This is a genomic window from Methylotetracoccus oryzae (assembly GCF_006175985.1).
GTDB lineage: Bacteria > Pseudomonadota > Gammaproteobacteria > Methylococcales > Methylococcaceae > Methylotetracoccus > Methylotetracoccus oryzae.
Window position 1 is genome coordinate 387578 of record NZ_SRSH01000001.1, and the last position, 26726, is coordinate 414303.

The 26726-nt window shown below is 63.2% G+C and carries 25 protein-coding genes; 15 read left to right on the forward strand and 10 right to left on the reverse strand.

Going from position 1 to position 26726, the window contains the following annotated elements:
• The first annotated feature begins 73 nt into the window (after positions 1-73).
• The 3 genes from BWR02_RS01745 to BWR02_RS21585 all read left to right on the forward strand — a co-directional run bounded on the left by BWR02_RS01745 (position 74) and on the right by BWR02_RS21585 (position 2293).
• Entirely contained in the window at positions 74-592 is a 519-nt protein-coding gene (locus BWR02_RS01745) for a YidB family protein (RefSeq protein WP_139556031.1), read from the forward strand.
• Positions 593-963: 371 nt separating this feature from the next.
• Positions 964-1464 (forward strand): hypothetical protein, encoded by a 501-nt coding sequence (locus BWR02_RS01750; protein ID WP_139556032.1) that lies wholly within the window; start codon positions 964-966, stop codon positions 1462-1464.
• A 145-nt stretch (positions 1465-1609) separates the two neighbouring features.
• Positions 1610-2293 (forward strand): YidB family protein, encoded by a 684-nt coding sequence (locus BWR02_RS21585; RefSeq protein WP_139556033.1) that lies wholly within the window; start codon positions 1610-1612, stop codon positions 2291-2293.
• A gap of 124 nt (positions 2294-2417) precedes the next feature.
• Here BWR02_RS21585 and BWR02_RS01760 read toward each other — a convergent pair whose 3' ends face one another.
• Together BWR02_RS01760 and gstA are read right to left on the reverse strand one after the other, a co-directional pair.
• A complete protein-coding gene (locus BWR02_RS01760; RefSeq protein WP_139556034.1) occupies positions 2418-2753 on the reverse strand; it encodes a DUF1840 domain-containing protein in 336 nt (111 codons plus the stop codon).
• A 19-nt stretch (positions 2754-2772) separates the two neighbouring features.
• Positions 2773-3381 (reverse strand): glutathione transferase GstA, encoded by a 609-nt coding sequence (gstA, locus tag BWR02_RS01765; protein ID WP_139556035.1) that lies wholly within the window; start codon positions 3379-3381, stop codon positions 2773-2775.
• Positions 3382-3568: 187 nt separating this feature from the next.
• On the opposite strand from gstA, the gene leuB reads away from it, so the two are divergent.
• Positions 3569-4681, forward strand: a complete 1113-nt coding sequence (gene leuB, locus BWR02_RS01770) for a 3-isopropylmalate dehydrogenase (RefSeq protein WP_139556036.1) — start codon at positions 3569-3571, stop codon at positions 4679-4681.
• 51 nt (positions 4682-4732) lie between these two features.
• Here leuB and BWR02_RS01775 read toward each other — a convergent pair whose 3' ends face one another.
• Positions 4733-6265, reverse strand: a complete 1533-nt coding sequence (locus BWR02_RS01775) for a hydroxymethylglutaryl-CoA lyase-like TIM-barrel protein (protein WP_236101819.1) — start codon at positions 6263-6265, stop codon at positions 4733-4735.
• A 187-nt stretch (positions 6266-6452) separates the two neighbouring features.
• A complete protein-coding gene (locus BWR02_RS01780; RefSeq protein WP_139556037.1) occupies positions 6453-6965 on the reverse strand; it encodes a hypothetical protein in 513 nt (170 codons plus the stop codon).
• Between the two features lie 368 nt (positions 6966-7333).
• Here BWR02_RS01780 and BWR02_RS01785 point away from each other — a divergent pair, with 368 nt between their 5' ends.
• From BWR02_RS01785 to zwf, 3 genes are all read left to right on the forward strand, one after another.
• Positions 7334-7606: a hypothetical protein gene (locus BWR02_RS01785; RefSeq protein WP_139556038.1), complete on the forward strand. Its 273-nt coding sequence runs from the start codon at positions 7334-7336 to the stop codon at positions 7604-7606.
• Positions 7607-7861: 255 nt separating this feature from the next.
• Positions 7862-9346 (forward strand): pyruvate kinase, encoded by a 1485-nt coding sequence (gene pyk / locus BWR02_RS01790; protein ID WP_139556039.1) that lies wholly within the window; start codon positions 7862-7864, stop codon positions 9344-9346.
• A 57-nt stretch (positions 9347-9403) separates the two neighbouring features.
• A complete protein-coding gene (gene zwf, locus BWR02_RS01795; RefSeq protein ID WP_139556040.1) occupies positions 9404-10909 on the forward strand; it encodes a glucose-6-phosphate dehydrogenase in 1506 nt (501 codons plus the stop codon).
• 60 nt (positions 10910-10969) lie between these two features.
• On the opposite strand, the gene BWR02_RS01800 is transcribed toward zwf, so the two are convergent.
• Entirely contained in the window at positions 10970-11941 is a 972-nt protein-coding gene (locus BWR02_RS01800) for a D-alanyl-D-alanine carboxypeptidase family protein (protein ID WP_139556041.1), read from the reverse strand.
• 404 nt (positions 11942-12345) lie between these two features.
• Complete coding sequence (locus BWR02_RS01805) at positions 12346-12600, reverse strand: hypothetical protein (RefSeq protein WP_139556042.1); 255 nt, start codon at positions 12598-12600, stop codon at positions 12346-12348.
• Between the two features lie 81 nt (positions 12601-12681).
• Between BWR02_RS01805 and BWR02_RS20785 the strand changes: the two genes are divergently transcribed.
• From BWR02_RS20785 to BWR02_RS01830, 6 genes are all read left to right on the forward strand, one after another.
• Positions 12682-12960, forward strand: a complete 279-nt coding sequence (locus BWR02_RS20785) for a hypothetical protein (protein WP_162559973.1) — start codon at positions 12682-12684, stop codon at positions 12958-12960.
• The gene (locus BWR02_RS01810) at positions 12957-13475 is read left to right on the forward strand and encodes a surface-adhesin E family protein (RefSeq protein WP_139556043.1); all 519 of its coding nucleotides are present in this window, start codon (positions 12957-12959) and stop codon (positions 13473-13475) included. Before BWR02_RS20785 ends, BWR02_RS01810 begins: the two co-directional genes overlap by 4 nt.
• A gap of 44 nt (positions 13476-13519) precedes the next feature.
• The gene (locus BWR02_RS01815; protein ID WP_139556044.1) at positions 13520-15259 is read left to right on the forward strand and encodes a phosphohexomutase domain-containing protein; all 1740 of its coding nucleotides are present in this window, start codon (positions 13520-13522) and stop codon (positions 15257-15259) included.
• 248 nt (positions 15260-15507) lie between these two features.
• Entirely contained in the window at positions 15508-16035 is a 528-nt protein-coding gene (locus tag BWR02_RS01820; RefSeq protein WP_139556045.1) for a DUF8471 domain-containing protein, read from the forward strand.
• 506 nt (positions 16036-16541) lie between these two features.
• Positions 16542-17312 carry a PEP-CTERM/exosortase system-associated acyltransferase gene (locus BWR02_RS01825; protein WP_139556046.1) on the forward strand — a complete coding sequence of 257 codons (771 nt, stop codon included), beginning with the start codon at positions 16542-16544 and terminating at the stop codon, positions 17310-17312.
• A 105-nt stretch (positions 17313-17417) separates the two neighbouring features.
• On the forward strand, positions 17418-18230 hold the full coding sequence (locus tag BWR02_RS01830) for a class I SAM-dependent methyltransferase (RefSeq protein WP_139556047.1): 813 nt from the start codon (positions 17418-17420) through the stop codon (positions 18228-18230).
• 237 nt (positions 18231-18467) lie between these two features.
• Here the strand turns inward: BWR02_RS01830 and BWR02_RS01835 are convergent, their stop codons facing one another.
• The 4 genes from BWR02_RS01835 to BWR02_RS21175 form a co-directional block, all read right to left on the reverse strand.
• Positions 18468-19730 (reverse strand): MFS transporter, encoded by a 1263-nt coding sequence (locus tag BWR02_RS01835; protein WP_139556048.1) that lies wholly within the window; start codon positions 19728-19730, stop codon positions 18468-18470.
• On the reverse strand, positions 19727-22087 hold the full coding sequence (locus tag BWR02_RS01840; protein ID WP_139556049.1) for an acyl-CoA reductase: 2361 nt from the start codon (positions 22085-22087) through the stop codon (positions 19727-19729). The genes BWR02_RS01835 and BWR02_RS01840 overlap by 4 nt, the downstream gene beginning before the upstream one ends.
• Positions 22088-22213: 126 nt before the next feature.
• Entirely contained in the window at positions 22214-23494 is a 1281-nt protein-coding gene (locus tag BWR02_RS01845; protein WP_139556050.1) for a hypothetical protein, read from the reverse strand.
• 4 nt (positions 23495-23498) lie between these two features.
• Positions 23499-23954, reverse strand: a complete 456-nt coding sequence (locus BWR02_RS21175) for a type 2 periplasmic-binding domain-containing protein (RefSeq protein WP_236101821.1) — start codon at positions 23952-23954, stop codon at positions 23499-23501.
• A gap of 787 nt (positions 23955-24741) precedes the next feature.
• Here BWR02_RS21175 and glpK point away from each other — a divergent pair.
• Both glpK and BWR02_RS21180 read left to right on the forward strand, forming a co-directional pair.
• On the forward strand, positions 24742-26241 hold the full coding sequence (gene glpK, locus BWR02_RS01855) for a glycerol kinase GlpK (RefSeq protein ID WP_139556051.1): 1500 nt from the start codon (positions 24742-24744) through the stop codon (positions 26239-26241).
• 251 nt (positions 26242-26492) lie between these two features.
• The gene (locus BWR02_RS21180) at positions 26493-26702 is read left to right on the forward strand and encodes a DUF2934 domain-containing protein (RefSeq protein WP_236101823.1); all 210 of its coding nucleotides are present in this window, start codon (positions 26493-26495) and stop codon (positions 26700-26702) included.
• Positions 26703-26726: the final 24 nt, after the last annotated feature.

Genomic DNA, 26726 nt, shown 5'->3' on the forward strand with positions numbered 1-26726 from the left:
GCGATTGTTCCCATGTACGGTCCCTGGCGTTGCGACTAGGCTGACGCACGAAGCCTTCCTAGACCACGCGACGATGGATGACCTGATTCAATTTGGCGAGTGGGTTGGCCTCGGGGAACGCTCCTCCAGGTTCATCGCTACCATCCTGCAGCACATGCTCAGCCCCGACCATGGCGGATTGTGCGGATTCGTCGATCGCTTCCGGCGCACCGGAGACGGGGCAACCGTCGCATCCTGCAACGCCAGGGATCCGGCGAAGCTTGCGCTGACCGAGGCCGAACTGGACCTGGTGCTGCCCGTCTGGGTGGTGCATCAGCTCTCCGGATTATTCTGGCTATCGAGAAACGAAGTGAGAGGTGCCCTACGCTCTCTGATACCACGGCTTGTCGACCGGCTGATTCCCGATGGCTTGGTGCCCGACGTGATTGCGCCGGAGATTCAACAGTTCGTCGTTAGTGCCGCCTGGGGCAGCCCGCCCAATACCGCAAGCGCGAGTCCGATGGATACACCGGCGGCGCATGGCTGCCATGCGGTTCAGTCTGCACGGCATCCGCCTGATGGAAATGGGATGGAGCGCGCGGACGCCTCCTAGCGGGGACAGCCGCGAACAGGTAATTCAACGACAGCCCAAAAGGAGAACCACATCCAGCCAGCGGAGCCCGGGCAGAGGTGGCAGGAGCCCGACGGCGGACGGCGATGCGACGAACAGAGCGGGAATCTTCGAACGGTGGCCAACCGGATACGCTGGGCGTCCGGGTAACAGAACCATCGGCGTCACCCGACGGGCGATGCCCCCCGCGGATACCATCGGCGGACCGTTGCAAAAGGCCTCACTGTGCCGCCGATTACGCTCAAACGCTTGTAATTGTCAGTCACTCATTACTAGACTGCCGCAGTCGGAAAAGCGCCCCAACCGCTGGCACACCGACGGGACTCGAACCACACCACGAACGGAGTAGACGCATGGCCACGAAATCTGATTTCTCGACGGCGGAATGGCAAACACTGCGCGATGCCCCACATCTCGTCGTCATCGCCGTGGCGGCAGCCGGCGGCAGCGGCCTGTTTGGCAGCCTCAAGGAAGCCATTGCACCTGCGGGGGGTATCGTCGAAGCGCTGAAGGGTAACAACGCCCTGCTCCGCGATGTCTGCGCGAAGGAAGAAATCAAGGCGGCAATCGACAACTTGAAGGATCAGTCGAAGGCCGAAGACCTCAAGTCAATTCAGGCCGTTTTCCGGCAGCGGGCGATCGAATCCTCGCGGGATGCGGTCGACATTCTGAAAAACAAGGGGTTGACTGAAGATGCGGCAGCCTATGCTGACTTCATCAAGAATCTCGGTGACCGGGTTGCCAACGCCGCCAAGGAAGGTTCGTTCCTGGGCTTCGGTGGTGAACGCGTCAGCGAACCGGAACGGATCCTGCTCACGGAGCTGGCCGAAGCCCTACTCGTCGCCTCCGCCTAGAGCGGCAGCGGCAACCCGCACCGGCCCGTACGCGGCCCCACCCGGCAGCGACGACCGGACACCCTCGGCCCGTTTCGCCGCAACCGGCGCGGCTGGCCGTCGAGACATCTCCCGACAGCAACACATCCACTTTTAGGAGAAACCGATGAGTATTTTCGACGACTTGTTGAAGTCAGCCTTGGGCGGCGGTTCCACGCCGGCACCCTCCCAGACCCAGACCCTGGTGCAGGGGGCCCTCGAGATGCTCAACAGCGCCGGGGGCGTGCAGGGCATCACCGAGAAATTCAAACAGTCAGGGCTGGGCGACCTCGTCGCCTCCTGGGTCGGTACGGGCGAAAACAAGCCGATCAGCGCCGAACAGCTGACGAACGTGCTGGGGCCTGACAAAGTCGCGTCGCTCGCGCAACAGGCAGGGATTCCCGCTGAAAATGGCGCGCAGGCGCTGAGTCAGGTCTTTCCGGCCCTGTTGGACAAGCTGACCCCGGAAGGCATCATGCCGGACAAGGACCAGTTGATGACGATAGGCAAGGTCATCCTGGGCGGTGTCGGTGTGGCGGCCGCAGCCAAGGCTGCGGCCTCGATGTTCGGCAAAAAGGGCGACGAAACGGCCGTCGCGGAAGCGGCAACCGCGGGTGCTGCGGCAGCGCCAAATGTCGCGGCAACGGCGTCGGCCGTGACTCACACGGTGGTCTCGGGCGATACCCTGTCGAAGATCGCCAAACAGCATCTCGGCGACGCGAATGCCTGGCCGCGCATCTTCGAGGCCAACCGGGACGTGCTCGACAACCCCGACCGCATCTTTCCGGGCCAGGTACTGCGCATTCCCTAAGTGGTCCGCCAGCCGTGGCGGCGCTGTGCAGACAGCGGCGCGCGGCGGACTGCAATCCCGTTCACATTCGAGCCGCGGGCCCCGACGCTTGCGGGACCGCGGCTCGTTCTCGACCAGCGGGCCGTCAGAAGTGCAGCGGTCCCGAACCCAGTTGCTCCCACATCACGTCCGAACCCTCACGGGACGCATCTTCCAGCAGCTTGATGAGAGGCAGCGCGCGCTGCCGCAGGGAAACCGCCGGCTTCGTCTCGGCCTCTTCGTCATTCTCCGGCGGCGGTTCGGTAGCCCGGTCGCCGACCGTCTGCAGGCCCTCCCGCAGCTTCGACAAGGCTTCCGGAATCTCGGCGGCGAGCACGGCACCAGGCACGGCGCCGGTACGGCCCATCATCCGGATCAACTGCACGGCGATATCGCCGAACAGTGTCACGCGACCCACTTCGCTCTCGAACGTTACCAGCATCGTGCGATACCCCCGACGTTCAACCGACGAGGCCTTCGGCCTTCATCGCGGTCTGCACCGCCGGCCGCGCACTGGCGCGCCCAAGGTAGGCGGCCAACACAGGCCACGGCGCCAGATCGATCTTATGGAATGCCGTCCAGCCGAGCACCGTGCACAGGTAGGCATCGGCCACGGTAAAGCGGTCACCCATCAGCCAGTCCTTGCCGGCCAGGGCGGTCGCGAGGAAATCGAAGCGCTTGGCTAGCAGCGCCAGCGCCCCCTGCCGCGTCACCTCGGGTGTGGCCGGATTCCACAGCGGCCCGAAGCCCTTGTGCACTTCGGTCGCAATGAACGCGAGCCATTCCATCAAGCGGTAGCGCTCCATGGAACCGGCGGGCGGCGCCAGACCGGCGTCGGGCTTCTGGTCCGCCAGGTACTGCAGGATGACCTGATCCTCGGTCAGCAACTGCCCGTCGTCGAGGATCAGCGCCGGCACGTAGCCCTTGGCGTTGATCGCGCGAAAGTCAGCACCGGTCTCGGTCTTGCCGGTCGCGAGATCGACCCTTTCGAGATCGAAGGCGAAGCCGCCTTCGCGCAGCACGATATGGGCCGCAAGTGAGCAGGCCCCGGGGTAGTAGTACAGCTTCATGGCTTGATTCCTGTGATGCGGGTCCTTGATGACGGCCCTGGGCCGAAACGTGAAGTATACCCCTGCCGACAGTCAGTCAGATGACGGAAGCGGCGTTGCGGTCGCCGGCGGGTGCTTCGGCTAAACTATGCGCCGGCAATGCCGCAGCAATGCGGCCTGGTTCAATGCGAGTCGAAGAAACCACAACATGAAGTCATACAAACTGGCCATTCTGGCGGGCGATGGGATCGGACCGGAGATCACCCGCGAAGCCGTGAAGGTCCTGAAGCTGATCGAACAGCGCAACGACATCCGGTTCGAACTGCTGGACGCACCGTTCGGGGGTCACGCCTATTTCGAACATGGCCATTCCTTCCCGGAGCAAACCAAAGCGATCTGCGACGCCGCGGACGCCATCATCAAAGGCCCCATCGGGCTCAGCTACGAGGAATCGCAGAAGATTCCGGTGGACGAGCAGCCGGAGCGCGGCGCACTGCTGCCGCTGCGGGCCCGTTACCAGACCTATGCCAATTTCCGGCCGGTTTCGCTGCCGAAGTCGCTGGCGCACTTTTCGCCGCTGAAGCCGGAAATCGTAGGCGACGGCATCGATATCGTCATCGTGCGGGAACTGGTCGGCGGGCTGTATTTCGGCCACAAGGAAGTCGGCGTCAACCAGCAAGGCCGGCGCTACGTCCGGGAGACCCTCGAATACGACGAGGAACAGATCAGCCGGATCCTGCACGTCGCGTTCAAGCTCGCGCAGCGCCGCAAGAAGGTGCTGCACAACATCCATAAGAGCAATGTGCTGAAGTCCAGCGTGCTGTGGAACGAGGTTCTGGCCGAAGTGGCGCAGGACTACCCGGACGTCAAGGTGGTCCAGATGCTGGTCGATGCGGCCGCGACCCATCTGTGCCTGAACCCGCGGCAGTTCGACGTGATGGTCATGGAGAACATGTTCGGCGACATTCTCAGCGATCAGGCCGGCGGCATCCTGGGCTCGCTGGGCCTCATGCCTTCCGCCTGTCTGGGGCCCGACAAGGCCTACTACGAACCGTCCCACGGCTCGGCGCCGGACATCGCCGGTCAGAACATCGCCAATCCGTACTCGATGATCGGTTCGGTCGCGATGATGCTGGAGAACAGCTTCGGCATGTTCGAGGAAGCCAGGAACGTCTGGGACGCAATGCAGGGCGTATTCGCCGACGGGTATTCGACGCCGGACCTGTCGAAACCGGGCGCCGGGGTCAAGATGATTTCGACGGATGCCTTCGGCGACCGGGTCGTCGAGAAGCTGAAAGCGATGCCGCGCGTCGCGGGCTAAGCCCGACGCTACCCCGTCAGCCGCGGTGCCATTCGGCGCCGCGGCTGACTCTCACCGCGCTTCCTGAAGTTGGCGGTTGATCAGCCGGATCGTCGCCAGCACGCCCGCGAACACCTGGTTCGCATGCACGCCGCGAGTCATGATCGTCTTGTTGTTCGGCCCTTCCCAGTTCACGATACATTCGGTCAGTGCACTGGTGTTGCCGCCTTTCGCGATTCGAATTTCGTAGTCGATCAGCTTGGGTAGGTGGTAGCCGGTCGGCTCCAGGATTTGCTGGATGGCCTTGATGAAGGCATCGAAGCCACCGTTGCCATGACCGGTCGCGGCGCGTCGCTCGCCGTCCAGATCGACCTCAATGGTCGCGGTCGATTCCTCGTGCAGGTTGCTGGTCACCGAGCAGTCGAGCAGCCTGACGTGCTGATAGTCTCGGCTTTCCATCGCATCGGCGATGATGAACGGCAGATCGTCCAGCGTCATCAGGTGCTTCGAATCGCCGAGTTCCACGATGCGCGCCAGCACCTTCGCCTGTTCGTCCTGTGACAGTTCGAGCCCCAGCGCTTCGAGATTCTTGGCCAGCGAGGCCTTCCCGCTCATCTTGCCAAGCGCATAGCTGCGGGTGCGCGAAAAGCGCTCGGGTTTCAGCTTGCTTTCGTACAGTCCACCCTTGCGGTCGCCGTCCGCATGGATGCCCGCCGTCTGGGTGAAAACGTCGGCACCGACGATGGGCGCATTGCCGGGAATCCATTTGCCGGAAAAGTTTTCGACCATCTTGCTGACCCGGACGATGTGCTGTTCGTCGATCGATAGGTCCAGATTCAGTTTGTCGCGTAGCACGACCGCGACTTCTGCCAGCGACACGTTGCCGGCCCGTTCGCCGAGGCAGTTGACCGTGCAGTGGATGGAGGACACCCCCGCACGCACCGCCGCCATGACGTTCGCGATCGCCAGACCGTAGTCATTGTGCGGGTGGAAGTCGAACTGTAGGCCCGGGTAGCGCCGGATCATGTCGGACAGCGCGTCGTAGACCTCGCTCGGAGCCATCACACCCAGCGTGTCAGGCAACATGAAATGCGAGATGCCCAAACCCTTGAGACGGTCCATGAGCCGGAAAACGTAGTCCGGGCTGTCGCGATAGCCGTTCGACCAGTCCTCGAGGTAGGTGTTGACGCTCAGACCCTTGGCAAACGCATAGTCCACGGTCTGCTCGATCTTCGCGACATGCTCCTCGAGCGTGCAGCGCAACTGGGCGTGGCAGTGTTTCTCGCTGCCCTTGGTCAACAGGTTGATGACTCTGCCACCGGTCTCGACGATCCAGTCGACGCTGCGGGTGTGGTCGACGAAACCCAGCACCTCGACCTGCCCGTCGAAGCCGGCCTCGACCGCCCAGCGGTTGATCCGCGCCACGGCTTCCTTTTCGCCGGTCGAAACACCGGCCGAGGCCACTTCGATCCGGTCGACGCGGAGCGACTTCAGCAAGGCTTGCGCAATGTTGACCTTCTCGTCGGGCGAAAACGAAACGCCCTGGGTCTGTTCACCATCCCGCAGGGTGGTGTCCATCAATTGGATGTGTCGGGGTCGATTCATGCGGATCACGGAGCCCTGCGGGGCGGGTCACTGGAGTGCGTTGGCGGACGGCGAATAGGCTCACAGTTTGCGATCGCGCGGGCGCGGGCGCGCTCGCGGGCCACGCACGATGCCCTGCGCTGCGAGCCTTGTCAAGGACCGGGAAGTTCACCATCGACCGACACGCCGGACGGCCGCGGGTGGCGGGTCACGCCCGGCGCCGCAGTAAGTACCAGGACAGGCCCAGGAAAGCGAGCGCCGGCAGCAGGTTTCGCGTGACCAGCCACATCGCATTCGGCACCCGGTAAACGAAGCCCCAAAAGCGGTCGCGGTTGCCGGGAGAATACTCATTCGGCAGAAAGCACGCCGTGTAGGTGTGCCAGCTGCTGTCGAAGGTGAAGCACTTCGCCGTTTCCTTCATGAAGAACCCGTCCTGACGCGGGTTCAAGGATTCCTCCTGATAGACCGACGACATGACGTTTACCGCAGCCTTGAGCTTCTCGCTCTGGCTGCCGGGGTTCTGCTCGAACTCAAAACTGAAGTTCTGACCGGTTTCCTTGACCGTGTAGGGAAAGGCTCCGGCCTTGCTGTAGTAGGTGTAGGTACCTGCGCCCGCGGCACCACCGGGTTCGGGAAACAACGCGGCTCCAGTGAGTAGCGCGGCGAGCAGGGACGACAGGCCGGCGCGCGCTGCGCCGGCCAGGGCGGGTCTTGTTCTCATTGTTTTCCCCTGATTGCAGCCGACTCTCGATGCGCCGGCGCAGGCATTATAGGTCACTGGCTGACGGCACGGGCGCGGCGGTGCGGCATGCGAATCGGGCAATCGGAGCAAACTCCTCACTGGCTGACCGTCGCATTAATAACTTAATGGAATTTACTTCTAATAATTTATTCTTTTTGTCTCGGTCTGACAGGCACTAGCATCGATCGCGAAGTGCAACCCGGTCCACTCGACGACGAGACGACAATCGAGCCTGAACGATGCGCCAAAACACGCTTGGCGGCATGATCCCAGGCCCGGATTGCGCTCGGCTTTCCATGCAACCGCTGCCGATCCACCAGAGGCAGCGCCGATTGAGGACCGACGTCATGAAACATCGCCTTTTGCACTGCCTGATCTTTCTGTTCCGCCTCTATCTCAGAGGCATTGCCCTGCTCGCCATCGCGATTCTGTGGCCTGCCCACGTCCTGATGTCCTCGCGGCTTGCAGAATCAGCGCCGGGACATCGCGAATTCGCCCCGCTGCGCGGCCGCGGCGAGGTCCGGCCGGACCCCGCGCTAACGCGCCAGGCCTGGGCGTACGAAACCGAAACCGGTGACGCGACGCCGGCGAACGCCGTGCTGATCGAATTCGCGGTCTAGCCCAAGCGCTCGGAGTGCGGCCCAACCATCCCGCGGGAACACAACGGGCGCTTGCTCCATAAAGGTTCGCCGCGTGCGCCAAAGCGGCACAGGCCCGCCCCCCTGCCGACACATAACGTGTGCCCGTCAGGGGCGGGGACGCTCGCAATGCCGCCAGCCTGACGCAGGCGCAACCGGGCGTTCCCGCCGCTCGCCCGACACCGAAGTGGCATATCACTTGCTGTCGCATGGATATCGCCATAACGGTTGAACGACATGCTGACCTCGCAACATTCCGCACTGCTGAACTCGACGGTGTTTCTGAACGACCCTTCGCTGGAAACGCGCTACCGACAGACGAAGATCGTGTTCACGATCGGGCCGGCCACATCGAGCGATGAGGTACTGAAGCAACTCATCGAAGAACAGGTCGACATCTGCCGGCTGAACATGGCTCACGGCGACCATGCCTGGACGCGGGCTACGGTGCGGCAGGTCAAGCGCGTCTGTCAGGAAACCGGGCGACACATTGCGATCCTGATGGACATCAAGGGGCCGGAGATTCGTACCGGAGACGTCGGTGACCCGCTGTATCTGGAACAGGGCGAACTGTTCGAATTCCTGATGGAGCGCAGCGCCGAGCGGATCAGTCCGGACGGCGTCCGCGGCGTCGACGTCAACTACCCGGGGCTCGCGAACGATGTGGCGGTAGCTGACCGGGTCCTGGTCGACAGTGGCCTGATCCATATGGAAGTCGTGACGAAACAGCCGGACAGGATCCGCTGCCGGGTCCTGATCCCTGGCGTCCTCGGCAACCGTCGTCATATCAATCTGCCCGGCGTCCGCGTCGGTTTGCCTTCGCTGACCGACAAGGATCGGGCCGACATCGAGGTCGGGCTCGAAGAAGGCGTCGATTTCTATGCCCTGTCGTTCGTCAGGGACGCGGCGGCCATTGAGGATCTGCGTAGCCTCCTCGGAGCCAGTCAGTCCAAGGCACGCATCATTGCGAAGATCGAGGATCAGCAGGGCATCGCCAATCTCGATGCAATCATCGAGGCCAGCGACGGGGTCATGGTGGCGCGCGGCGACCTCGGCATCGAATGCCCCTACGAGGAACTGCCGATCATTCAGCACCAGATCATCAAGGCCTGCATCCGCAAGAGCCGCCCGGTCATCGTCGCGACCCACATGTTGGAATCGATGATCGAGGCTCCCGTGCCGACCCGTGCCGAGGTCTCCGACGTCGCCCACGCGGTGCTCGAAAAGGCCGACGCGATCATGCTGTCCGGAGAGACGACCACCGGCAAGTATCCGGTGGAATGCGTGCGGGTGTTCAAGCGGATCGCGCGACGCATCGAGAGCGTCCACGATGACGAACCGACGCGAGAACTGGCGTTGCCGACCCCGAAGGGTAAAATGCTGAGGTCTGCGGTGTATCTCGCGAACGACATACAAAACTCGGGGATCGTCGTATTTTCGCGCAGCGGCTATCTCGTCAGAATGCTGTCATCCTTGCGGCCTAAAGTGCCGATCTATGCATTCACGGATATCCCGGCGCTGTTCCGCCACCTGCTGATCCTGTGGGGTGTCGAGCCCTTCCAGATGACGTTCTCCGAAAATCCGGAAGACACCCTCGGGAACGCCCTCGATTATCTGAAGCGCCGCAACTGGGTCACGGAGGGGCAACACCTCGTCGTGATCAGCAATGCGCTGGCCAGCGGCCAGGTTATCGACACCCTGCAGATCCGCACCGTGCAATAGGCAACGTGCGGTTAACCCGACCCTTGGACTCCCGCGCTTCCGAATGCTTTTCACCTCATGAATACCATCGAGCCCTGTACCCTGGTCATTTTTGGCGCACGCGGCAACCTGTCCCGCATCAAGCTGATTCCTTCCCTGTTCCGTCTGGAGTCGATGAAGCGGCTGCCCGACCGCATGGTCATCCTGGCCTGTGGGCTGGAGGCGGTCACGCGGGAGGAGTGGCTGGAGGAGGTTGCGTCGATTCTGCAGGCAAAGTTTCCGCAGGGTTTGGATGAAGCGGCCTTCGCGCGCTTCCGCGATCGGCTGCATTACCATGCCAGCCCGCCCGATGATGCCGAATCCTTTCGGCGTCTGAAGCAGACGATTGACGAGCATCCCGATTTTCCGCCGAATGTCGTCTTCTACATGTCGGTGCGTCCTTCCGAATTCCCCGAGATCATCGCGAGCCTCGGCAAAGTCGACTTGCTGAAGCAGAAGCGCGGCTGGCGCCGGGTTGTCATCGAGAAGCCCTTCGGTCAGGACCTGCTGACGGCGCAGATTCTGCAAAGCGGTATTTCGCGCTACCTGAAGGAAGAGCAGATCTACCGGATCGACCATTACCTGGGCAAGAACACCGTTCAGAACATCATGGTGTTCCGATTCGCGAACATCCTGCTCGAGCCGCTATGGAACCACCAGTACATCTCTTATGTGCAGATCACGCACTCGGAGACGCTGGGCGTCGAGGGCCGTGCCGGCTACTACGACACGGCGGGTGCACTGCGCGACATGATCCAGAGCCATCTGCTGCAGCTGCTCGCGCTGGTGGCGATGGAACCGCCGGTGTCGATGAACCCGGAACACCTGCGCAACGAAAAGGTGAAGGTGCTGAATTCGATCCGGCCGATCACGCAGAATGCCGTCAATGCCCACGCCTTCCGCGGCCAATACACCAGTGGCGTGATCGATGGCGAAGTGGTGCCGGCCTATCTGGACGAACCCGGCGTGGCGCCGGAGAGCGTGACCGAGACCTACGCGGCGATGAAGCTGTTCGTCGACAACTGGCGCTGGGCCGGCGTCCCGTTCTACCTGCGGACCGGGAAGCGACTGGCCGAGAACAGTTCGGCGATCTGCATCCGCTTCAAGAGTCCGCCCAAGGACTTGTTGCGGAACAAACTGCACGAGTATTCCCATCCGAACTGGCTGCTACTCGGCATACAACCGAACGAATGCATCAAGATGGAGATGCAGGTCAAGGTGCCCGGCTTCGAGCTGAACACGCGCACCCTTAGCCTGGATGCGACCTACCGCGGGGGCGAGGACAGCGAACACGATGCCTACGAGGGCCTGCTGCTCGACGTGATGGAAGGCGACCAGTCGCAGTTTTTGCGCTTCGACGAAGTCGAATGGGCGTGGCGCGTCGTCGATCCGGTGCTGAAGGTGTGGTCGATGGAGCGCAACTTCATCAACACCTACAAGTCGGGAACCTGGGGCCCGCGCGGTACCTACCGTCTGTTCGACCGGGACGACCAGTTCTGGCGTCATTCGCTGGATGTCGACGGCGCCGAACTCCACCCGTACTGAACCGGGAGCGGACCGGCGCCGGACGACGCCAACCGGCACGCTTTATGGTCGAAACCCGACTCAGCCCCGTTTGCGATCGGGCGGGCTCGCGTCAGTCTGGCGCGGAACGGATGTTCGGCGCGCCGATTTGATTGCCGGCTGTTTGACCGGCGTCAACGGCACCGAGCGAAAGCCTTCGTCGAGAATCCGCGCCATGGTCTGATTGCGGGTGGCGGCGGACGAGGAGCCCATCACGACGCCGATCAAGCGGCGCCCGCCCCGCTTCGCCGACGCCACGAGGTTGTAGCCGGAAGCGCGCGTGAAGCCGGTCTTGATCCCATCCATGCCCGGATAAACTCCGAGCAGCCGGTTGTGGTTGTGGTAAGTACGACCGCCGAACCGGAATTCACGCTGGCCGAAATAATGGTAATGGTGCGGGTGATGGCGCAGCAGCGCCCGCGCGAGTGTGGCCATATCGCGCGCCGTCGTCCGATGACCGGGATCCGGCAGTCCCGACGCGTTCGCAAACCGGGTCCGGTGCATCCCCAGGGCATGCGCCTTGGCCGTCATCAGGTTGGCGAACCGCGATTCGCTCCCGGCCAGGGTCTCGCCGACCAGAACGGCCGCATCGTTGGCCGACTCTGTCGTAATCGCGAGAATGGCATCGCGCAGCGTGATGCGTCGCCCAGGCGTCAGGCCAAGTTCGGTAGGTGGCATCGCCGCAGCATTGCGGGAGGTGCTGAGCTGGCTGTTCAATCTGAATCGCTTGCGGTCCAGGGCGTCGAAGGCCAGGTACAGCGTCATCATCTTCGTGAGCGACGCCGGGTAGCGCGGCTGATCCGCATTGACGGCGTGTAGAACCTTGCCTGTGGTGGCGTCGAGGACCAGCAAGGAAGTCTGCGCGCCGGCTGGCGCCGGCGCCCCCAACGTCGCGAGGGCCAGTGCGATCGCCGCAACGACGCCGGCAGGGCGATTGCCCAGCCACGAGCGGAGCCCCGCATGGATGGCGATCGCGCTGAGTAACAGGGCGTGGTGGGTAAGCAACGCGTTCACGGTCTAATCCGCAACGTTTGACTCAATCACAACAACAATGTTGTAGAAAGGTCGAACATGCGCCCCTGCCGGGCCCTTGTCAAGTCTCGTCTTCTCGTTGCGGATGCCGGCTTGCCGGTTAATTGGGCGTCACGCAGTGCGCGCTCAGGCAAAGACCGTCGTCACCAACATCCCCACGATGATCAGAATCAACACGACGGCCCAGAGCAGGCGGTAGTTGACGTTCACTTGCTGCTTATCCATGTCCGATAACCTCGTTACGCTCCGCGGGTTTAGCGAGACTCATCACGCGGGACGGAAGGAACGGCCTACCGACTGCCTCCCCGTGACACGGGGGCTAGCGTAAACCATCGAGTGGACGGGTGCACGCGATGGCCGACTTCCTCTCCCCATCGCGCAGCAGATCACGCTCGGGCCGAAGGCAGCCGGGCGCTGCGAATGGCCTGTGCCAGCGCGCGGCGCTGGGCGGTGTTCAGCCATTTATCACACCATGCCGCGAGATCGAGCGCATTGTCCTGCGCCGCTGCGAAATCCGCCTGCGCCTGCAGCGGACCTTCGGTCGGCCACCACGACCGCTCCTCGAACTGCTGGCGGATGTAACGCCGGGCGACTTCGAGCTCGGACCCGTCGATCGCGACGGGGAAACGGGATTGGGTCATCGGGAGCCTCCGCTGTCAGGTCGTATGGATGGGAAATGGCGTTATCGGCCGTTCGCTTCAACCCGTCCTGAGAGTTCGGGCTTGGAAAACGCGTACGATCGTGAGCTTAGCGCGCACGGCTGGATCTCCGAACACGACATGTGGTTCAACGGCTTTACTGCCCGCGTCCCGACACGCTACGGTCCGTTCGATGAGGGTCGGGCCGAACGCCGTCGTGGCGATCCGCATCCGTTCGATCGGCCACGCCCCTTCGCTTCGATCCAGCTATTGACCCAGCCCTGGCAAAAGGGGACTCTTGTCGTCGTTCATTCACTGGCCGTACCGAAAGTGTCACGGTCCCGCTCCGTCTTCCCGTTATGAAATCCTGCCGCGCTGTATTATTTGTTCTCGGTCTAGGCATCACCACGGCACGCGAGGCAATCGCGACCGACTGGTGGCTCGTTCCTGCCGGCCCGGACGGCCCCGGTGACGCGATGGTCTATGTCGACAAATCGAGCATGCGTAGAACCCGGGGAACCGGCATCGTCAACGCGACCACCTGGATCTTCCATCGGCAGGAACAAGCCTCCGAGTTCGGCAGTTACCGGAGCGAAAGAGCTCGCATGACCCTGAATTGCGAAACCCGCGAGGCCGGGGCGGATTCCGGCTCGCTGTTGAACGCTTTCGGCGGTGTGGTTCACCGCTACAAGTCGGACACCGCACCGATGAAGCCTATTGACGGAAGGTCGACCGACGCGGTCATGGCCACCTTCATGTGCAGCGATGGCAAGCAGCCGCCGCGATCACTGCCTGTCTACGACCCCGCCCGGGATGTCGACCAACGCTTTCTTCAACTCGACCGGGAGCGCGGCGCCAGCGCGGTGCCCGCCCGCTAGGCCACGCGATCGACCACCGCTCCCCCCTTTCACTTGGCGAAATCATGGCCCCATTGCCCCCGAATGACACCCCCCTTGGCACCTGCCTGGTCAGGAAGCCGGTGGCATTGCAATTCGGCACGAGCGGCCGGCGCGGACTGCTGCTCGACCTGACGCAACTCGAAGTCTTCCTCAACGCACTGGCGGAACTCGAGTATCTGCAGTCCCTGCCACCTCAGGACGGCGGGATCGTCCGCGGCGATGTGTTCTACTTCGCCCACGATCTGCGCCCGAGTTCGAGCCGCTTCGTCGACCTGCCGCCGCGACGCGGGGAACTCGCGCAGGCCATCGAGTACGCGATCCGGACCGCCGGCATGAAGCCCATCAACCTTGGCTGCATCCCGACGCCGGCCCTGATGCTCCATGCGATGACCCGGGGCAAGGGCAGCATCATGGTGACCGGCAGCCATATTCCGTTCGACCGCAACGGCTACAAGCTCAATACGGCCGTCGGAGAACTGTTGAAGCAACATGAAGGCCCGATCAACGAACATGTGCTGGAAGTCCGCCAGCGGCTCTATGAACAGCCGTTCGACGCATCTCCCTTCGACGAACAGGGGATGCTCAAATCAGGATCGTCGGCACTGTCCCAAGCTCGCGATGACGCTGCGCTGGCTTATCTCGCACGCTACACCCAGTTCTTCGGCGACTCGGCCCTGCGCGGCCTGCGTTTGCTGGTCTACCAGCATTCCGCGGTGGGACGCGACCTGCTGCCGGAGATCCTGCGCAGCGTCGGCGCGGAAGTCGTCTGTGCCGGTCGCAGCGAGACCTTCGTCCCCATCGATACCGAGAACATCGGTGCGGCGGAATTGGCCGCGGTACAAACGCTCTTCGATGAGGCCGTCGCAGAGTACGGCGCCTTCGACGCGGTTGTCTCCACCGACGGCGACAGTGACCGCCCGCTCATCCTCGGAGTCGAGCCCGGCACGCAAACCCTGCGCTTTTTCGGTGGCGATCTGGTCGGCATGGTCACCGCCGAGTACCTCGGTGCGGATGCCGCCGTCGTTCCCATCAGCTGCAACGATGCCATCGATCGCGGCCGGCTGAAGTCCATCACCGAGCCGAAGACGCGTATCGGCTCTCCTTTCGTGATCGCCGGCATGGAACGAGCCCGCGCCCAGGGCAAGAGCGCGGTGTGCGGATGGGAGGCCAACGGCGGTTTCCTGACGGGCACCGATTTTGTTCGCGACGGGCGCGTGCTGGCCGCACTGCCGACCCGCGACTCAGTGCTGCCGATGTTGGCGGTGCTCAGCGCGAGCCGGGCGGCCGGTATGGCCCTGACCGAGTTGTTCGGACAATTGCCAGCGCGGTTCAGCCGTGCCGCGCTGTTGAAGGACTTCCCCCGACCCGTCGGTCTGGAGATCGTTCGTCGTCTGTCTCCAGTCGATCCGGCTGTCGCCGAATTAGGTTTTGCCGACGGCAGCCCCGCGGCACGGTCAGCGGGCGGAGCCCGGTACCCGCTGGACGAAGCGGCGGCTGATCGCGCGACGGCCATACGGCAGGATCTGACCCACTTCTTCACCCCGGGACTCGGCTTCGCACCCATCTCCGCACTGAGCTTCGTCGACGGCGTCAGGATCTTTTTCCTCAACGGTGAGGTCGCGCACTTGCGTCCCTCGGGCAACGCCGATGAGCTTCGGATCTATGCGGTCGCCGACACACAGGCGCGCGCGGATGCCATCGTCGCCGCCGCGATTGCCGAACCGGGCGGGATACTCCGTCAGCTCGAACGCTGGGCACGGTAAACCGTCAGGTTCCGTGCTTGCGCCAAGCGACATGCCCCTTCCACGGGCGAGCGAACCGCCCGGAAGGGGAACCGCGCTCGACTGAGCCTGTCCTTAACTGGGTAATGCCTGTGGGGCCGTCAACACGGGGACCGTTCGCATTGACAAGTGGTCGACCCCGGTGCATCGTTCCGTCCCGGCGGAGACGAGGGACGTGAGGGTCTCGACACGACCAGATCATTTTTCAGAAGCAGTGAGGTTATCCGATAATGTTTAAGGACTTAGTAAAATTTTCCAAGGCAGACACGCTGATGTGGGCCGGGATCGCCATATTCAGCTTGATCCTGATCGTCGCGTTCAGCCTCATGGCATCGAATCCGGGGCTCGTGGTCAAGAGCCTGATCGGTCTGGTCGTCGTCATGATTCTGCCGGGCTACACCATCGTGAAGCTCTTTTTCGACCACATTCAGATCAGCGACAACATGACCAAGAATCCCGACATCAACAAGGCACTGGACAAGTTGATCATGTCGATCGGGATCAGCGTCGCGTGCATCATTCCGCTCAACTTCGTCTGGAACTATCTGCTGACGATGGGTGGCGGCGAAGGTGGCGCCCCGGATTGCGCGGCCGGTGCCGATTGCAAACCCTCCGGCAGCAACCTGTGGGGCAACGTCGACGAAGAACTCATCTATACCGGTTCTGCAAGTTGGCGTTCGCTGGCGACGGTGATTCTGGTCATCGGCATCGCCGTGGGTTACCGCGTTTTTCAATACAAGCGGGTCGGCAAGGCATAGATCGGCGGGCTATCGATTGCCGCGCGACATCCACGGAACACCGAAGCCCGGCAAGGACTGACAAAGCCCTTCCGCGCGCGGGAGTTCGCGCTACAGGGCCGTCGTCGATAGCAACACCGCCCGACCCTCCCCAGCCGGACGCTGGGGAAGGTCGGTGTCGGGACCGCGCGCCAGCCGCTGCGCTGCTTCCAAGCCGCTCGCCGATGCCGGGCCAGAAGGCGAGGGTCCCGGGCATCGCAAGCGCGTCCTTCAACTTGTCTCGGTCACGGCGCCGCTGCCGCGCTCCGAGAGATTCGAGAAGCAGCCATCCGCGGGTCGGCGACGTCACCCGAGCAGCTACCCAGCCTACCACCGTGACGTAGCGAACATTTCGCGCTTATAGTGTTTTCGCCGAAAAATCAGTGGCCGCTCAGACGCCCGGCCGCTTCGGTCCTGCCGCCGGATCGCCGGTCACAGGGCAACGAATCGAGCCCCCGCGGCTTTCCCAGACAGATGGTTGGCGACGCATGGTCAAAAGCATCGACGAGGCGTTTAACGATTACTTCGAAATCGTTCCGGCGACGAGCCCTGAGCTCAAGAACGAAGTCTATCGGTTGCGCTACCAGGTATATTGCCTGGAAACGGGCTTCGAAAATCCTGACGACTATCCTGACGGGCTCGAACGGGATGAGTACGACGAATCCTCCATCCACAGCCTGATCCGACACCGGTCAACCGGCCTGTACGCGGCCACCACACGGCTGATTCTTCCCGACCCCAGCAATCCTGACCGACCGTTCCCCATTGAACGCTACGCGAAGGTGGCGTTGCCGAGCAGCGTCGGCAAGATCGACCGGATGCATCTGTCGGAGATCTCCCGATTCTGCGTCTCCAAGGAGTTCAAACGGCGGCGCGGGGAACAGGGCTCGGCCACGGGACTCAACGATCAAAACTTCAATGAGTGGTTCGCCACCCCGGACGAGCGCCGGGCCTTTCCGCATATCACGCTGGCCCTGATGGCGTGCATCACGCGCATGAGCGCGCAATACGGACTCAGCCACTGGTTCGGCCTGATGGAAGCTCCATTGATCCGTATGGTCGCGCTGCTCGGAATCTATTGGACCGCCATCGGTCCGCCGGTCGAACATCACGGCCGCCGTCTGCCCTGCATCATGCCGTTTCCGGATTTTCTCGCCCCGGTTGCGGAAAAGAGTCCGGAGACATTGGAACTGCTATCGGACCATGGGCGATTCTGGCCACCGCAGGTGCCGCAACATCAGGCATCGGTCTGGCATTGAACTGATGCGACGAATGCACCCTCCGATACCCCTCCGAGACCCGAGCTTGTTGCTGCCTCTGCCTGCCGTGACCGTTCCCACCGCGCACCGGAGCAGCCGTACCCCGTGAACAGCATCTCGTACGACATCGACTCCAGCCATCGCGATGCCGCAAGCGAAGCCGCCCGGCTTCAGGTGCAGGCGACGGCAGGCTGGACGAAGGAAATGCGCAACCTGACCGGCTTCGGACTTCGTGACGGCATGGCCGTCCTGGAAGTGGGGTGTGGTCCCGGCTACATCACCGAACATCTGCTCAAGGCCCTGCCGACGTCGCGCATCACGGCAATCGAGATCGACGCTGCGCTCGCTCAGCAGACGGCGGATCGGCTGGGAAGCTGCGATCGCTTGCAAATCGTGCACGCCGCGCTGCTGGATGCGGAATTGCCCGACGCCGGTTTCGACTTCGCCATTGCCCGGCTGGTCTTCCAGCATCTGCCGGATCCGGTGGCGGCGGCCGTCGGCATCCTGCGCATGCTCAAGCCGGGGGGCAAGCTGGTCATCGTCGACAGCGACGACGCCCTCTGGGGTCTTAGTGACCCGGAAATTCCCGAGATGGATGCCGCGCTGCAGATCTATGGCCACGCGCAGGCGGCCCAGGGCGGCAATCGCCGGATCGGACGGGCTCTGCTGCGCATCCTCGAGAAAGCCGGCTTCGTCAACCTGGACCTCGAAGCACTCCTCAACCACAGCGACCTGCTCGGACTCGACGCCTTGCTCCCCCACCTGGATCCGGACCGGCTGTTGCCGCTGGTAGCCCATGGCGCGATGTCGGGTTCGACCTTCGCCGCATTCAAGGCTTCGCAGATGCGTTTCACCGAGGCTACGGCCCCCCTGCTGATGATGTTGTTGCTGATGGCTTGCGGGGAAAAGCCAGGCTGAATTCGCCGAACGCCCCTCACCAACTCCAAACTCAGCATCCGCGCCTCGACGGGGGCTTGGATGCCGGGACGGCGCGAGCCCGCCCGCCCAACCAGCAAGGAACCGGCCGCGAGGCGGCGGGCCACGGCGCATCAGGGACCCCGCAGCGCCTCAGGGCTCTGAACGAAAGCCGTCCTGGCTTTGTTCCGAGCCGGTGACACGAAACGCCGTCTCGCCTCAGATCACAGGATCAAACGTTTACAAGGGCTGATCCTGGCGATCCGTCCCTGCATCACGGGAAGCGCTGGATGAATCAGAAATTCCCTCAGGGGGATCGTTGCCGACCAACAGAAAGGCGACGGAAACCAGCGCCGCTCCCGCAGCATTCCCGTAAATCAATTCCTGGAGCCCTACGCGCCCGCTCAGAATCCCGAACAGCGCGAAGCTCAACGGGACGGCAAGCGTGCAGACGCTTCCGAGCAGCGCAAAAAAACGCCCCTTGAACGCGTCCGGAATGCAGCGCTGAAAAGCCGACAGCGCCAGATAACTGACAAAGGCCACCAAGACGCCCCAGATGAGTAGCAGCATGAACAACATGCCGAGGGTGCGGGCCTCGGCCAGGAACCACATGATCCCCGCGGAGGCCAGGACCAGACCGAAACGCAGCCAGCGCGTCCGGACGAAGGTGCTCGGCCACGCCGCGAAAAACGCAAACAGCAGCAGATTGCCCAATGCGAACGCCAATTCCAGCAGCGACAACTCGAATCCTCCGCCGTTCAATACGTCGCGAGTCAGCAGCGGCAGGTAAAGAAAGATCGGGGCGACGAAGAAGTTGATCAGCCCGAACAGCGCCATCAACAACACCGTGTCCGGGTAGCGGCGCAGGAATCCGTAACCGGTTTCGTGTAACGGCGACTGCGCATCACCGCGCCGGGCGGCGAGCGGCGGCAGCCGCGCCACGAACACCAAGGACACGAGGAAACTGCCCGCATTAAACCAGAAGGCACCCTCTACCCCCCACAGGGCAATCGCACCACTGCCGAACAGCGCCCCGAGAGTGGAGGCCAGATTCGGTATGGCGCTCTCCAGGGCGACCAACTGCGACAACATCTGCGGCCCGTTCGACAGCGGCGACAACGAGGCGCTGGCAGCCGAGTCGAACAGGGGGGTGAGCGCGAAGAGCGGAATGCACAACCCGAACAGGACCGGCACCGTCAGCAGCCCCTGATGAATGACGTAGGCCAGTGCGCAGGCCAACACGCAACGCCCCAGATCGGCCACGACCAGACAGGAGCGCTTGTTGACGCGATCGATCAATGGCCCCAGGAACGGCCCGGCCAGCGCGATCGGCAGGGTTGCCACGGCGAGCAGCAAGCCGAGTGTCAGTTCGCGATTGGGTATGGATGCGTCGGCAACGACCCACCAGGACAAGGCAATCGCAAACATCTTGTCCCCGGTCGCCGACACGAAACGGGCGAGAAACAGGTACTGAATCGGCCGGCTCGCCAGCGGACCGCTCATGCCTGCCCGCAAGCCCGTTCGTCGACGATGAGCCGGATCTTTCCGGTGCGCTCGATACGCGGCAGTGTACCCGGCGGCAAACACTCGATCGCCACGCGCTGCCGCAGGCTGTTCACGTCGAGCGCGACCGCGAGATCACCGGAGTACCGATGGAGCTTCCGGATAAACGCCTCGACCACGCCGGGGGCTGGACTCACCCGTTCCAGACGCACGAGGAGTTGCTCCGGGTGCGCGGCAGACCCGACGCGTTCACGCACCACGAGTTGCAGCGCCGGCGCCTCCAGGCCGGCCTCGAGCAGGGCGCGTTCGACATCCTCGTAGGCGACCCGGCAGCCCCAGATATTGATCACATTGTCGACACGGCCGAGCAATCGGAAGCGCGGGTCCGGGCTGCCGCAGGGACAGGCAACCGTCACCCACTCGACCCGATCCCCGGTCCGGTAACGCACGACCGGCATGGCGCGGCGCAGCAGCGAGGTCACGACCGCCTCCTCGTCGATGACTTCCAGATGGACATCGCGGCTGAACAGATGGTGTTCGCCACCGTGGCAGTGGGCGCATTGCCACCCGATGGGCCCGACATCCACCGCCGCGTAACCGGCCGAGTGAAATGACCGGGTTTTCCAGATCCGGCTCAGATACTCGCGTGCCGCGGCATTGAAGTGCTCTCCGGCGTAGAAGATTCGCTCGACGACCAGATCGATGCCGGCGCTTTCGCAGTGGCGCGCATAACCAACCAGCAGCGACGGCAGACCGAAGGCGACCTGCGGTCGGAACCGCGCGATGCAGGATACGATCTCGTCGACCGGGCAGCTCCCGCCCATGGGCAGGACGTAGACGCCACAGCGTCTGAGTGCCTCATCGACAGCCAGGAAAGCCGACCAGAGATGTCCGGCGACGAACAGGTTGATCGCGATGTCTCCGGGCCTGAGGCCGTTCGCGCGAAACGCCTGGGCCAGCATTTCGGTCGACCGAGCGATCTCGTCCGGCGTGTAAAGGGCGTATTTGGGCGCCGTCGATGTCCCACCGGAGGAAAAGATCGCCCCCGCAGCAACCTGCTCGTGCAGAAAGCGACGGCTGCAATAAACCGGCTCGCGGGCGAGATCGGCTGCGGTCAGAAGTGGCCAGCGATCCAGCCGGGAAACCTCACCCTCGGGCCTGGCGTCGCGGTAGTAAGGAACGCGCTGGCTGACATCCCGCAACAAATCGGCCACACCGCCATCTTCGTCGTCCTCCATGACATGCACCAGTTCGCGCAAGGAACCACCGTCCGAGAGCCTGCCTTCGATCTCGTCGGGAAAGGCGTTGAACGAGACGAAGCGCCGGAAGTGTCGTCCAATGCGTTCGAGGTAAGCGCCGCGCTCCGCGCTGCCGAGCCCGCCGACACAGCAGGCAGCGGCCCGCGGCAAGGCCGCGAGCGTGCCGGCCAGATCGTCCACTCCGACGTAGGCCTTGAAGGATGGCATTCGTGTCAGGGCCGAATGCGACCCAGCCTCGGCATCGAGAACCGCAGCCAGATCGACCCCGGCCTCGACGTAGACTGTATCCAGCGCCGCCGCGGAACTGTCCTCACGCCACCGAGACTCGGTGCGCAGGATGTCGATGAGCCGCCGTCGGTCACAGTCATTCCAGTAGGCTCTGGAAACGACACCGACCAAAACCGGAGGCATCCGCGCGATCCTGCGCCTGCCCGTTGCCTGCACGCCGACGGTGCGGCCGCCGTCGCTCCAGTCGACAAAGGCATCGACGAGTCCTTGCGCGCGCGTGAACAAGCCGGCGCGCCGCTTTTCGTCAACGGCGAAGGCCGCAACGGCCGCGGAAAGAACCCCATGGGGATCCGCTCGTTGCAGCGAAGCCAGGAACAGGGCAGCGAAATGCCGGCATTCGTCCGGCAACCACAGGACGGGGGCATTGTGGGTGAGCAGGCAGGCCAGTGTGCTGTCGACGAGATCCAGCGCACCACCCGCGGGGAGCGAATGGACCACGAGGCCCAGGGGGAAAGCCCGGGCCATGCGACCGCGCCACCGGACGGCACGGTCGAGGCACACGGGCGTCGGCAATTCGCTCAGACGCTGCTCCCAGCGCTGACGCGACATCAGCCGTGCGACCGGGAATTGCGACGAGCCGGCAGGGGTTCCTGGGTGCGGTTCCGCGGCTCGCGCAAAGAATTCGCCACCCGGCAGCCACAGCGACTGCAAGACCTCGAACATCCTCAAGGTGTCCTCGAGACTCGCCGAGGCCAGCGGCACCAGTCCCTCCCTGGCGGCAACGAGTGCGGTGATCAGTTGATCGTCGGTTGCCGGCTGAGCGAGGCATTCGCCGCAATGATTCATCGCACCCGCGTCTGTTGAGCTCATCGAGCGAACCGGTTGTCGTGGATCCGCAGCCGCAACCGTGCGCGGTGAATCCTTTCGGCTAGTCGCAAGCGGGTCCGCAGATCATCACCGAGCGTGTTCTCCGAACGGAACTCGCCAAGCGGAGAATTAGAATCGGAGCGATGCCGATACGCCGAAAAGACTCCAGTGCTGCGATGTTTCTCCGCGGTTTTCATTCGGCGATATCCATCCCGTCCCATTGATGTAGTGGTATTCGCCGCGCAACATGAAATAGGGTGTCACGTCCCATCGCAACCCGACTCCAAGATCTTTTGCAAAGTTATCGTACGCGGGCACATCAACGCCCTGAGCGGCGTAGATGGCAGACGTCTTCTTGCCATTGCGATCACTGCGATCGGCGTACAGGACATCGTAGCGCAGAAAGCCCTCGACGTCCGAAGTCACGCGGTAGGTTCCCTGCACATAGTAGCTTTCACCGGTGAGGGTCGGAACCGGACTCCCAGGGCCTTCGAACTCCGAGTAGCGAATCGCATATTCGCTGGTGAGGCTCCAGTTCTCCTCGTTGATCTGTGCCGAGAAGAGCACTGGTGAAAAGTGCAGCGATGTCGCCGTCACATTCTGCGGCAACCCGAACGGAAAGGCCGAAAAGAAATTTTGCCCAATGAGCCCGGACAGAACGATCGGCTCGGGCTGGTAACGGATGTTCATCGTCGCGCTGGTAGCCCCCAATCGCACGCGACCGCCTTGCCACTCGTACATCAGCCTCCCCACCCAGGAGGGTTCGCCGCTAACCGATCGCGCGTTCAGCACGGATTTCCAGGACGGATCCTCGGTGCGGGCATAGCCACCGTTCACCTGCAATTGAAAATCGCCGAAATCGGTGCGCTGTTCTCCATATACCTGAATGCCGTCGCTCGACAGGGTCGTGTTTCTCGTGATGTCAAAATAAATCGACTGCGGCAACAGAATACTGGGCCTGGTGAACGGCATATCCCGGGTATCATTGTAAAGCCCGTAAGGATTTACAACTCGTCCCAACCGAATACCGACGGTCTGCCTGGCATCCGAAAGAAAACTGTAATCGAGGAAGCCGAAATCAATACGCAAATCCTGATTGTCGGTCTGCCCCGCACGGCGATAGACGACCTGCAAGGAGGTTTGCAGTTGCGGGATGGGGCGCCACGATCCGTTGATTCCCATCTCGGTGAAATCGAGGGATCCCATGTTCTGGGTATAACCGAAGAAATTGTTGGCTGTGCTGCGAAGATAACTCTGCGACGCAAAACCATGAATCTGAACCGTCTCCGGAAGCTTCAACCCCAGTTGGTCGAGTGGACGCGACCAGTCGATGTCGGCACGGCCGTTCGCCGCCATCAAGGCCAGAAGCGGCAATGCGACAAGACCAAATCGTCGGATATGTGCATTCATGGCATCACTCAACCCTGACGATCCTGACGCCCTTGTCCAACAATCCGGCAGGCAGGTAGCCAACGGCACCGGGCGTGGCATGAATACGGTCACGCATCTCGGCGAGCGACTTGACTTCGATAGGAGCCTGGCCCGTCCCCGAGAACACCAGTCGGTCCCAGGCTCGGCGCAACTGGTAGGGAAAGGTGTCCAGGACAGTCTTCGAGAACTCGGCGTGTACCGGGCTGCTATCGGCCAGCACGAAGACCGTCGTCGGCGACCCGTCCGACCAGGTTCGAAGACGCATGCTGAAGACGGCCCAGGCTGTGGCGCGCTTGAGGGCGACATCGGGAACCGAGGGATTCGCGACGACGTCCACCGCCACCGCAGTCCCGGTGCCTAGGGCAAGACAAACCAGCACGAACGCGAGCGCGCGCCGGGCACGGATGGAGTCCACCCGCTTGCGAGCTTGGCCTGACACGAACTCGGGCTCAGTCATCCGGTGTGCTGCAAGTGGTTCCGTAGACAGCCGCAATGCGCGATGGACGGAGGGGCTCAGGGTCGTGCACCCACGCCTTCGAAACTGCACCGTCGGGTGTACGGCTAGGCGAACGCGCGCGCAACCCGAAGGGGGAGGGAAACCTGAACCGCCCTTGGGCCAAGCGGCCGGCTATGGGGCAACAGCCGGGCCGTCGGACGCCCACCGTTGCGCCGGCGAGCTTTGGTGCGGTGTCCGTACCGGCTATCATTCAAAGACTTGACCTAAGTTGCAAGCGCAACGGGTCACGCCTCCCCCTCGCGGAAGCGGGCGGGGAAGGCGAGACACGCCGTGAATCCGTCCCTGGAGGCTAGCCTGCGGGTTCCCTCCCGCAGACGGTCTCGCCCTCCCGGCCCGCTCCCACTTCCCAGCAAAGGGGTGGTGAATGGTTACGTTGCAAGCGGCTGAGCCAGCACAAGCGGGCGGCTCGCCGTGGATTTTCGATGCAGCGCTAATGCCGATCCCCCCGAACAGGCCTGGCAGCTGAGCACAATCCCAACGTCTCGCCTCCTTCAATCGGCTTGGTTCCTGCCAGATTAACGCTCCCCGGGTCGCATGATACTGTATTGGCGTATCGGCAAAAAACCCGACGACGCCAGAATATGCGAACGCGGTGCGCCCCGGCACGACCGACTAATGCGGCACGATTGGTAATCCGATCGGAATTGTCGGTGCGCGGCGCTCAGCACTCGGGGCGTTACTTCCGTTCTCACCGCATTGATTGCGCCTCATGAGCCGCTATGTCGCAGCGATAGATCAGGGTACGACCAGTACCCGGTGCATTCTTTTCGATCATTCGGGTTGCCCCACCAGCGTCGCACAGCGGGAACACCGGCAAAGCTACCCGCGAGCGGGATGGGTAGAGCACGATCCCGAGGAAATCTGGGCTTGCACCCAGCAGGTATTCGCAGAGGCCCTGGGCCGCGCACGCGCCCGGCCGGGCGATATCGTCGCGCTGGGCGTCACCAACCAGCGCGAAACGGTGCTGTTGTGGGACCGCCGCACCGGGAAGCCACTGCATCCCGCAATCGTCTGGCAGGACACGCGCACGGCGGCGGCATGCCGGTCACTGGCCGGTGAAGCGGGCCCGGACCGTTTTCGTCACAAGACCGGGCTGCCTGTCGCAACCTATTTCTCGGGCCCCAAGTTGCAGTGGCTGCTCGACTCGATTCCGGGAGCGCGGGGCCGCGCCGAGCGCGGCGAGTTGCTTGCCGGCACCATCGACAGCTGGCTGATCTGGAACCTGACGGGAGGCCCCGCGGGAGGCCGGCACGTCACGGACATCAGCAACGCGTCGCGCACCCTACTGATGAACCTCGCAACCCTCGACTGGGACGAGGAACTGCTGTCGGCGATGGACGTGCCGCGAGGCCTCCTGGCGGAGATCCGGCCTTCCAACGAAGTTTACGGTCCCGGTGTCGACGCCTTTGCGGGCATCCCGATCGCCAGCGATCTGGGCGACCAGCAAGCCGCGCTGTTCGGACAGACCTGCTTTCAGCGCGGCATGGCCAAGAATACCTACGGCACCGGCTGCTTTATGCTGCTCAACACGGGGGAAGAGATGCGACCCTCTCAGCACGGCTTGCTGACGACCGCCGCATGGCAACTCGTGGACTCCCGCCCGGTATATGCGCTGGAGGGTTCCGTCGCGATTGCGGGCGCACTCGTGCAGTGGTTGCGCGACCAGCTCGGCCTGATCGGCTCGGCAGCGGAGATCGAGACGCTCGCCGGCAGCGTGGCCGACAACGGTGGGGTCGTCATCGTCCCCGCCTTCTCGGGGCTGTTCGCTCCCTACTGGCGCAGCGACGCGCGTGGCGCGATCTTCGGTCTGACGGCTTACGCGGGCAAGGGCCATCTGGCCCGCGCAGCACTCGAGGCTACCGCCTTTCAAACCCACGACGTGCTGGAGGCCATGCGGCGCGACACCGGCATCGAGCTGACCGAGCTGCGGGTCGACGGCGGAATGGTGGTCAATGAGATCCTGATGCAATTCCAGGCCGACATCCTTAACGTGCCGGTGGTTCGTCCCGCGGTGACCGAAACGACAGCACTGGGCGCAGCTTATGCGGCTGGACTCGCCGTGAGTTTCTGGAGCGGGCTCGATGAATTGAACGCACTGTGGCAACGGGACCGGCACTGGCTGCCGCGCATGAAAGCCGCAGCCCGCGGCGAGCTGTGCGCCAACTGGCGCAAGGCAGTCACCGGCACGTTCGGCTGGAGCCCCGACTGAACGCCGCGAACGGAGGTGCCACGCGTCCGCATCCCGGCTTGATGAGTTAATGCCGAAACGGCTCAGTAGGCGCTATGATATGGAGCTGGCTGGTCGCAGATGGGTGGCACGCGAAGGCCTCCGTAACAGCGAGGCACCGCGCAGCCTCCGCGACCCAGCCAAACCGGATGGTACGGGGGCCGATTCGCTGCCCACCGTATCGCGCTCTCTCACGACCCGCAATCTGGGGCACACCGTGCCCGGAGGTCGACATGACCAGCCTGACCAAGGCCTTGCAGCACATGCGATTTGTCAGTGCGCCACCCGGTGGTTTGGCTGACACCCACTCCGAGGAAGAACGCCGCCAGCAGATCGCCCAGCTGGCTTATTTCAAGGCCCTCGACCGAGGATTCGCACCTGGGCATGAACGCGAGGACTGGCTTGAAGCGGAAAGGGAGGTCGACGCTCGCCGTTATCAATGATGCGGCCAAGCGAAGCATAAACCA

Bases quoted from the DNA above. Each gene is read 5' to 3' on its own strand.
- BWR02_RS01745 (WP_139556031.1), top strand. From the start codon at position 74: ATGGATGACCTGATTCAATTTGGCGAGTGGGTTGGCCTCGGGGAACGC.
- BWR02_RS01750 (WP_139556032.1), top strand. From the start codon at position 964: ATGGCCACGAAATCTGATTTCTCGACGGCGGAATGGCAAACACTGCGC.
- BWR02_RS21585 (WP_139556033.1), top strand. From the start codon at position 1,610: ATGAGTATTTTCGACGACTTGTTGAAGTCAGCCTTGGGCGGCGGTTCC.
- BWR02_RS01760 (WP_139556034.1), bottom strand. From the start codon at position 2,753: ATGCTGGTAACGTTCGAGAGCGAAGTGGGTCGCGTGACACTGTTCGGC.
- gstA (WP_139556035.1), bottom strand. From the start codon at position 3,381: ATGAAGCTGTACTACTACCCCGGGGCCTGCTCACTTGCGGCCCATATC.
- leuB (WP_139556036.1), top strand. From the start codon at position 3,569: ATGAAGTCATACAAACTGGCCATTCTGGCGGGCGATGGGATCGGACCG.
- BWR02_RS01775 (WP_236101819.1), bottom strand. From the start codon at position 6,265: ATGAATCGACCCCGACACATCCAATTGATGGACACCACCCTGCGGGAT.
- BWR02_RS01780 (WP_139556037.1), bottom strand. From the start codon at position 6,965: ATGAGAACAAGACCCGCCCTGGCCGGCGCAGCGCGCGCCGGCCTGTCG.
- BWR02_RS01785 (WP_139556038.1), top strand. From the start codon at position 7,334: ATGAAACATCGCCTTTTGCACTGCCTGATCTTTCTGTTCCGCCTCTAT.
- pyk (WP_139556039.1), top strand. From the start codon at position 7,862: ATGCTGACCTCGCAACATTCCGCACTGCTGAACTCGACGGTGTTTCTG.
- zwf (WP_139556040.1), top strand. From the start codon at position 9,404: ATGAATACCATCGAGCCCTGTACCCTGGTCATTTTTGGCGCACGCGGC.
- BWR02_RS01805 (WP_139556042.1), bottom strand. From the start codon at position 12,600: ATGACCCAATCCCGTTTCCCCGTCGCGATCGACGGGTCCGAGCTCGAA.
- BWR02_RS01810 (WP_139556043.1), top strand. From the start codon at position 12,957: ATGAAATCCTGCCGCGCTGTATTATTTGTTCTCGGTCTAGGCATCACC.
- BWR02_RS01815 (WP_139556044.1), top strand. From the start codon at position 13,520: ATGGCCCCATTGCCCCCGAATGACACCCCCCTTGGCACCTGCCTGGTC.
- BWR02_RS01820 (WP_139556045.1), top strand. From the start codon at position 15,508: ATGTTTAAGGACTTAGTAAAATTTTCCAAGGCAGACACGCTGATGTGG.
- BWR02_RS01825 (WP_139556046.1), top strand. From the start codon at position 16,542: ATGGTCAAAAGCATCGACGAGGCGTTTAACGATTACTTCGAAATCGTT.
- BWR02_RS01835 (WP_139556048.1), bottom strand. From the start codon at position 19,730: ATGAGCGGTCCGCTGGCGAGCCGGCCGATTCAGTACCTGTTTCTCGCC.
- BWR02_RS01840 (WP_139556049.1), bottom strand. From the start codon at position 22,087: ATGAGCTCAACAGACGCGGGTGCGATGAATCATTGCGGCGAATGCCTC.
- BWR02_RS01845 (WP_139556050.1), bottom strand. From the start codon at position 23,494: ATGAATGCACATATCCGACGATTTGGTCTTGTCGCATTGCCGCTTCTG.
- glpK (WP_139556051.1), top strand. From the start codon at position 24,742: ATGAGCCGCTATGTCGCAGCGATAGATCAGGGTACGACCAGTACCCGG.
- BWR02_RS21180 (WP_236101823.1), top strand. From the start codon at position 26,493: ATGACCAGCCTGACCAAGGCCTTGCAGCACATGCGATTTGTCAGTGCG.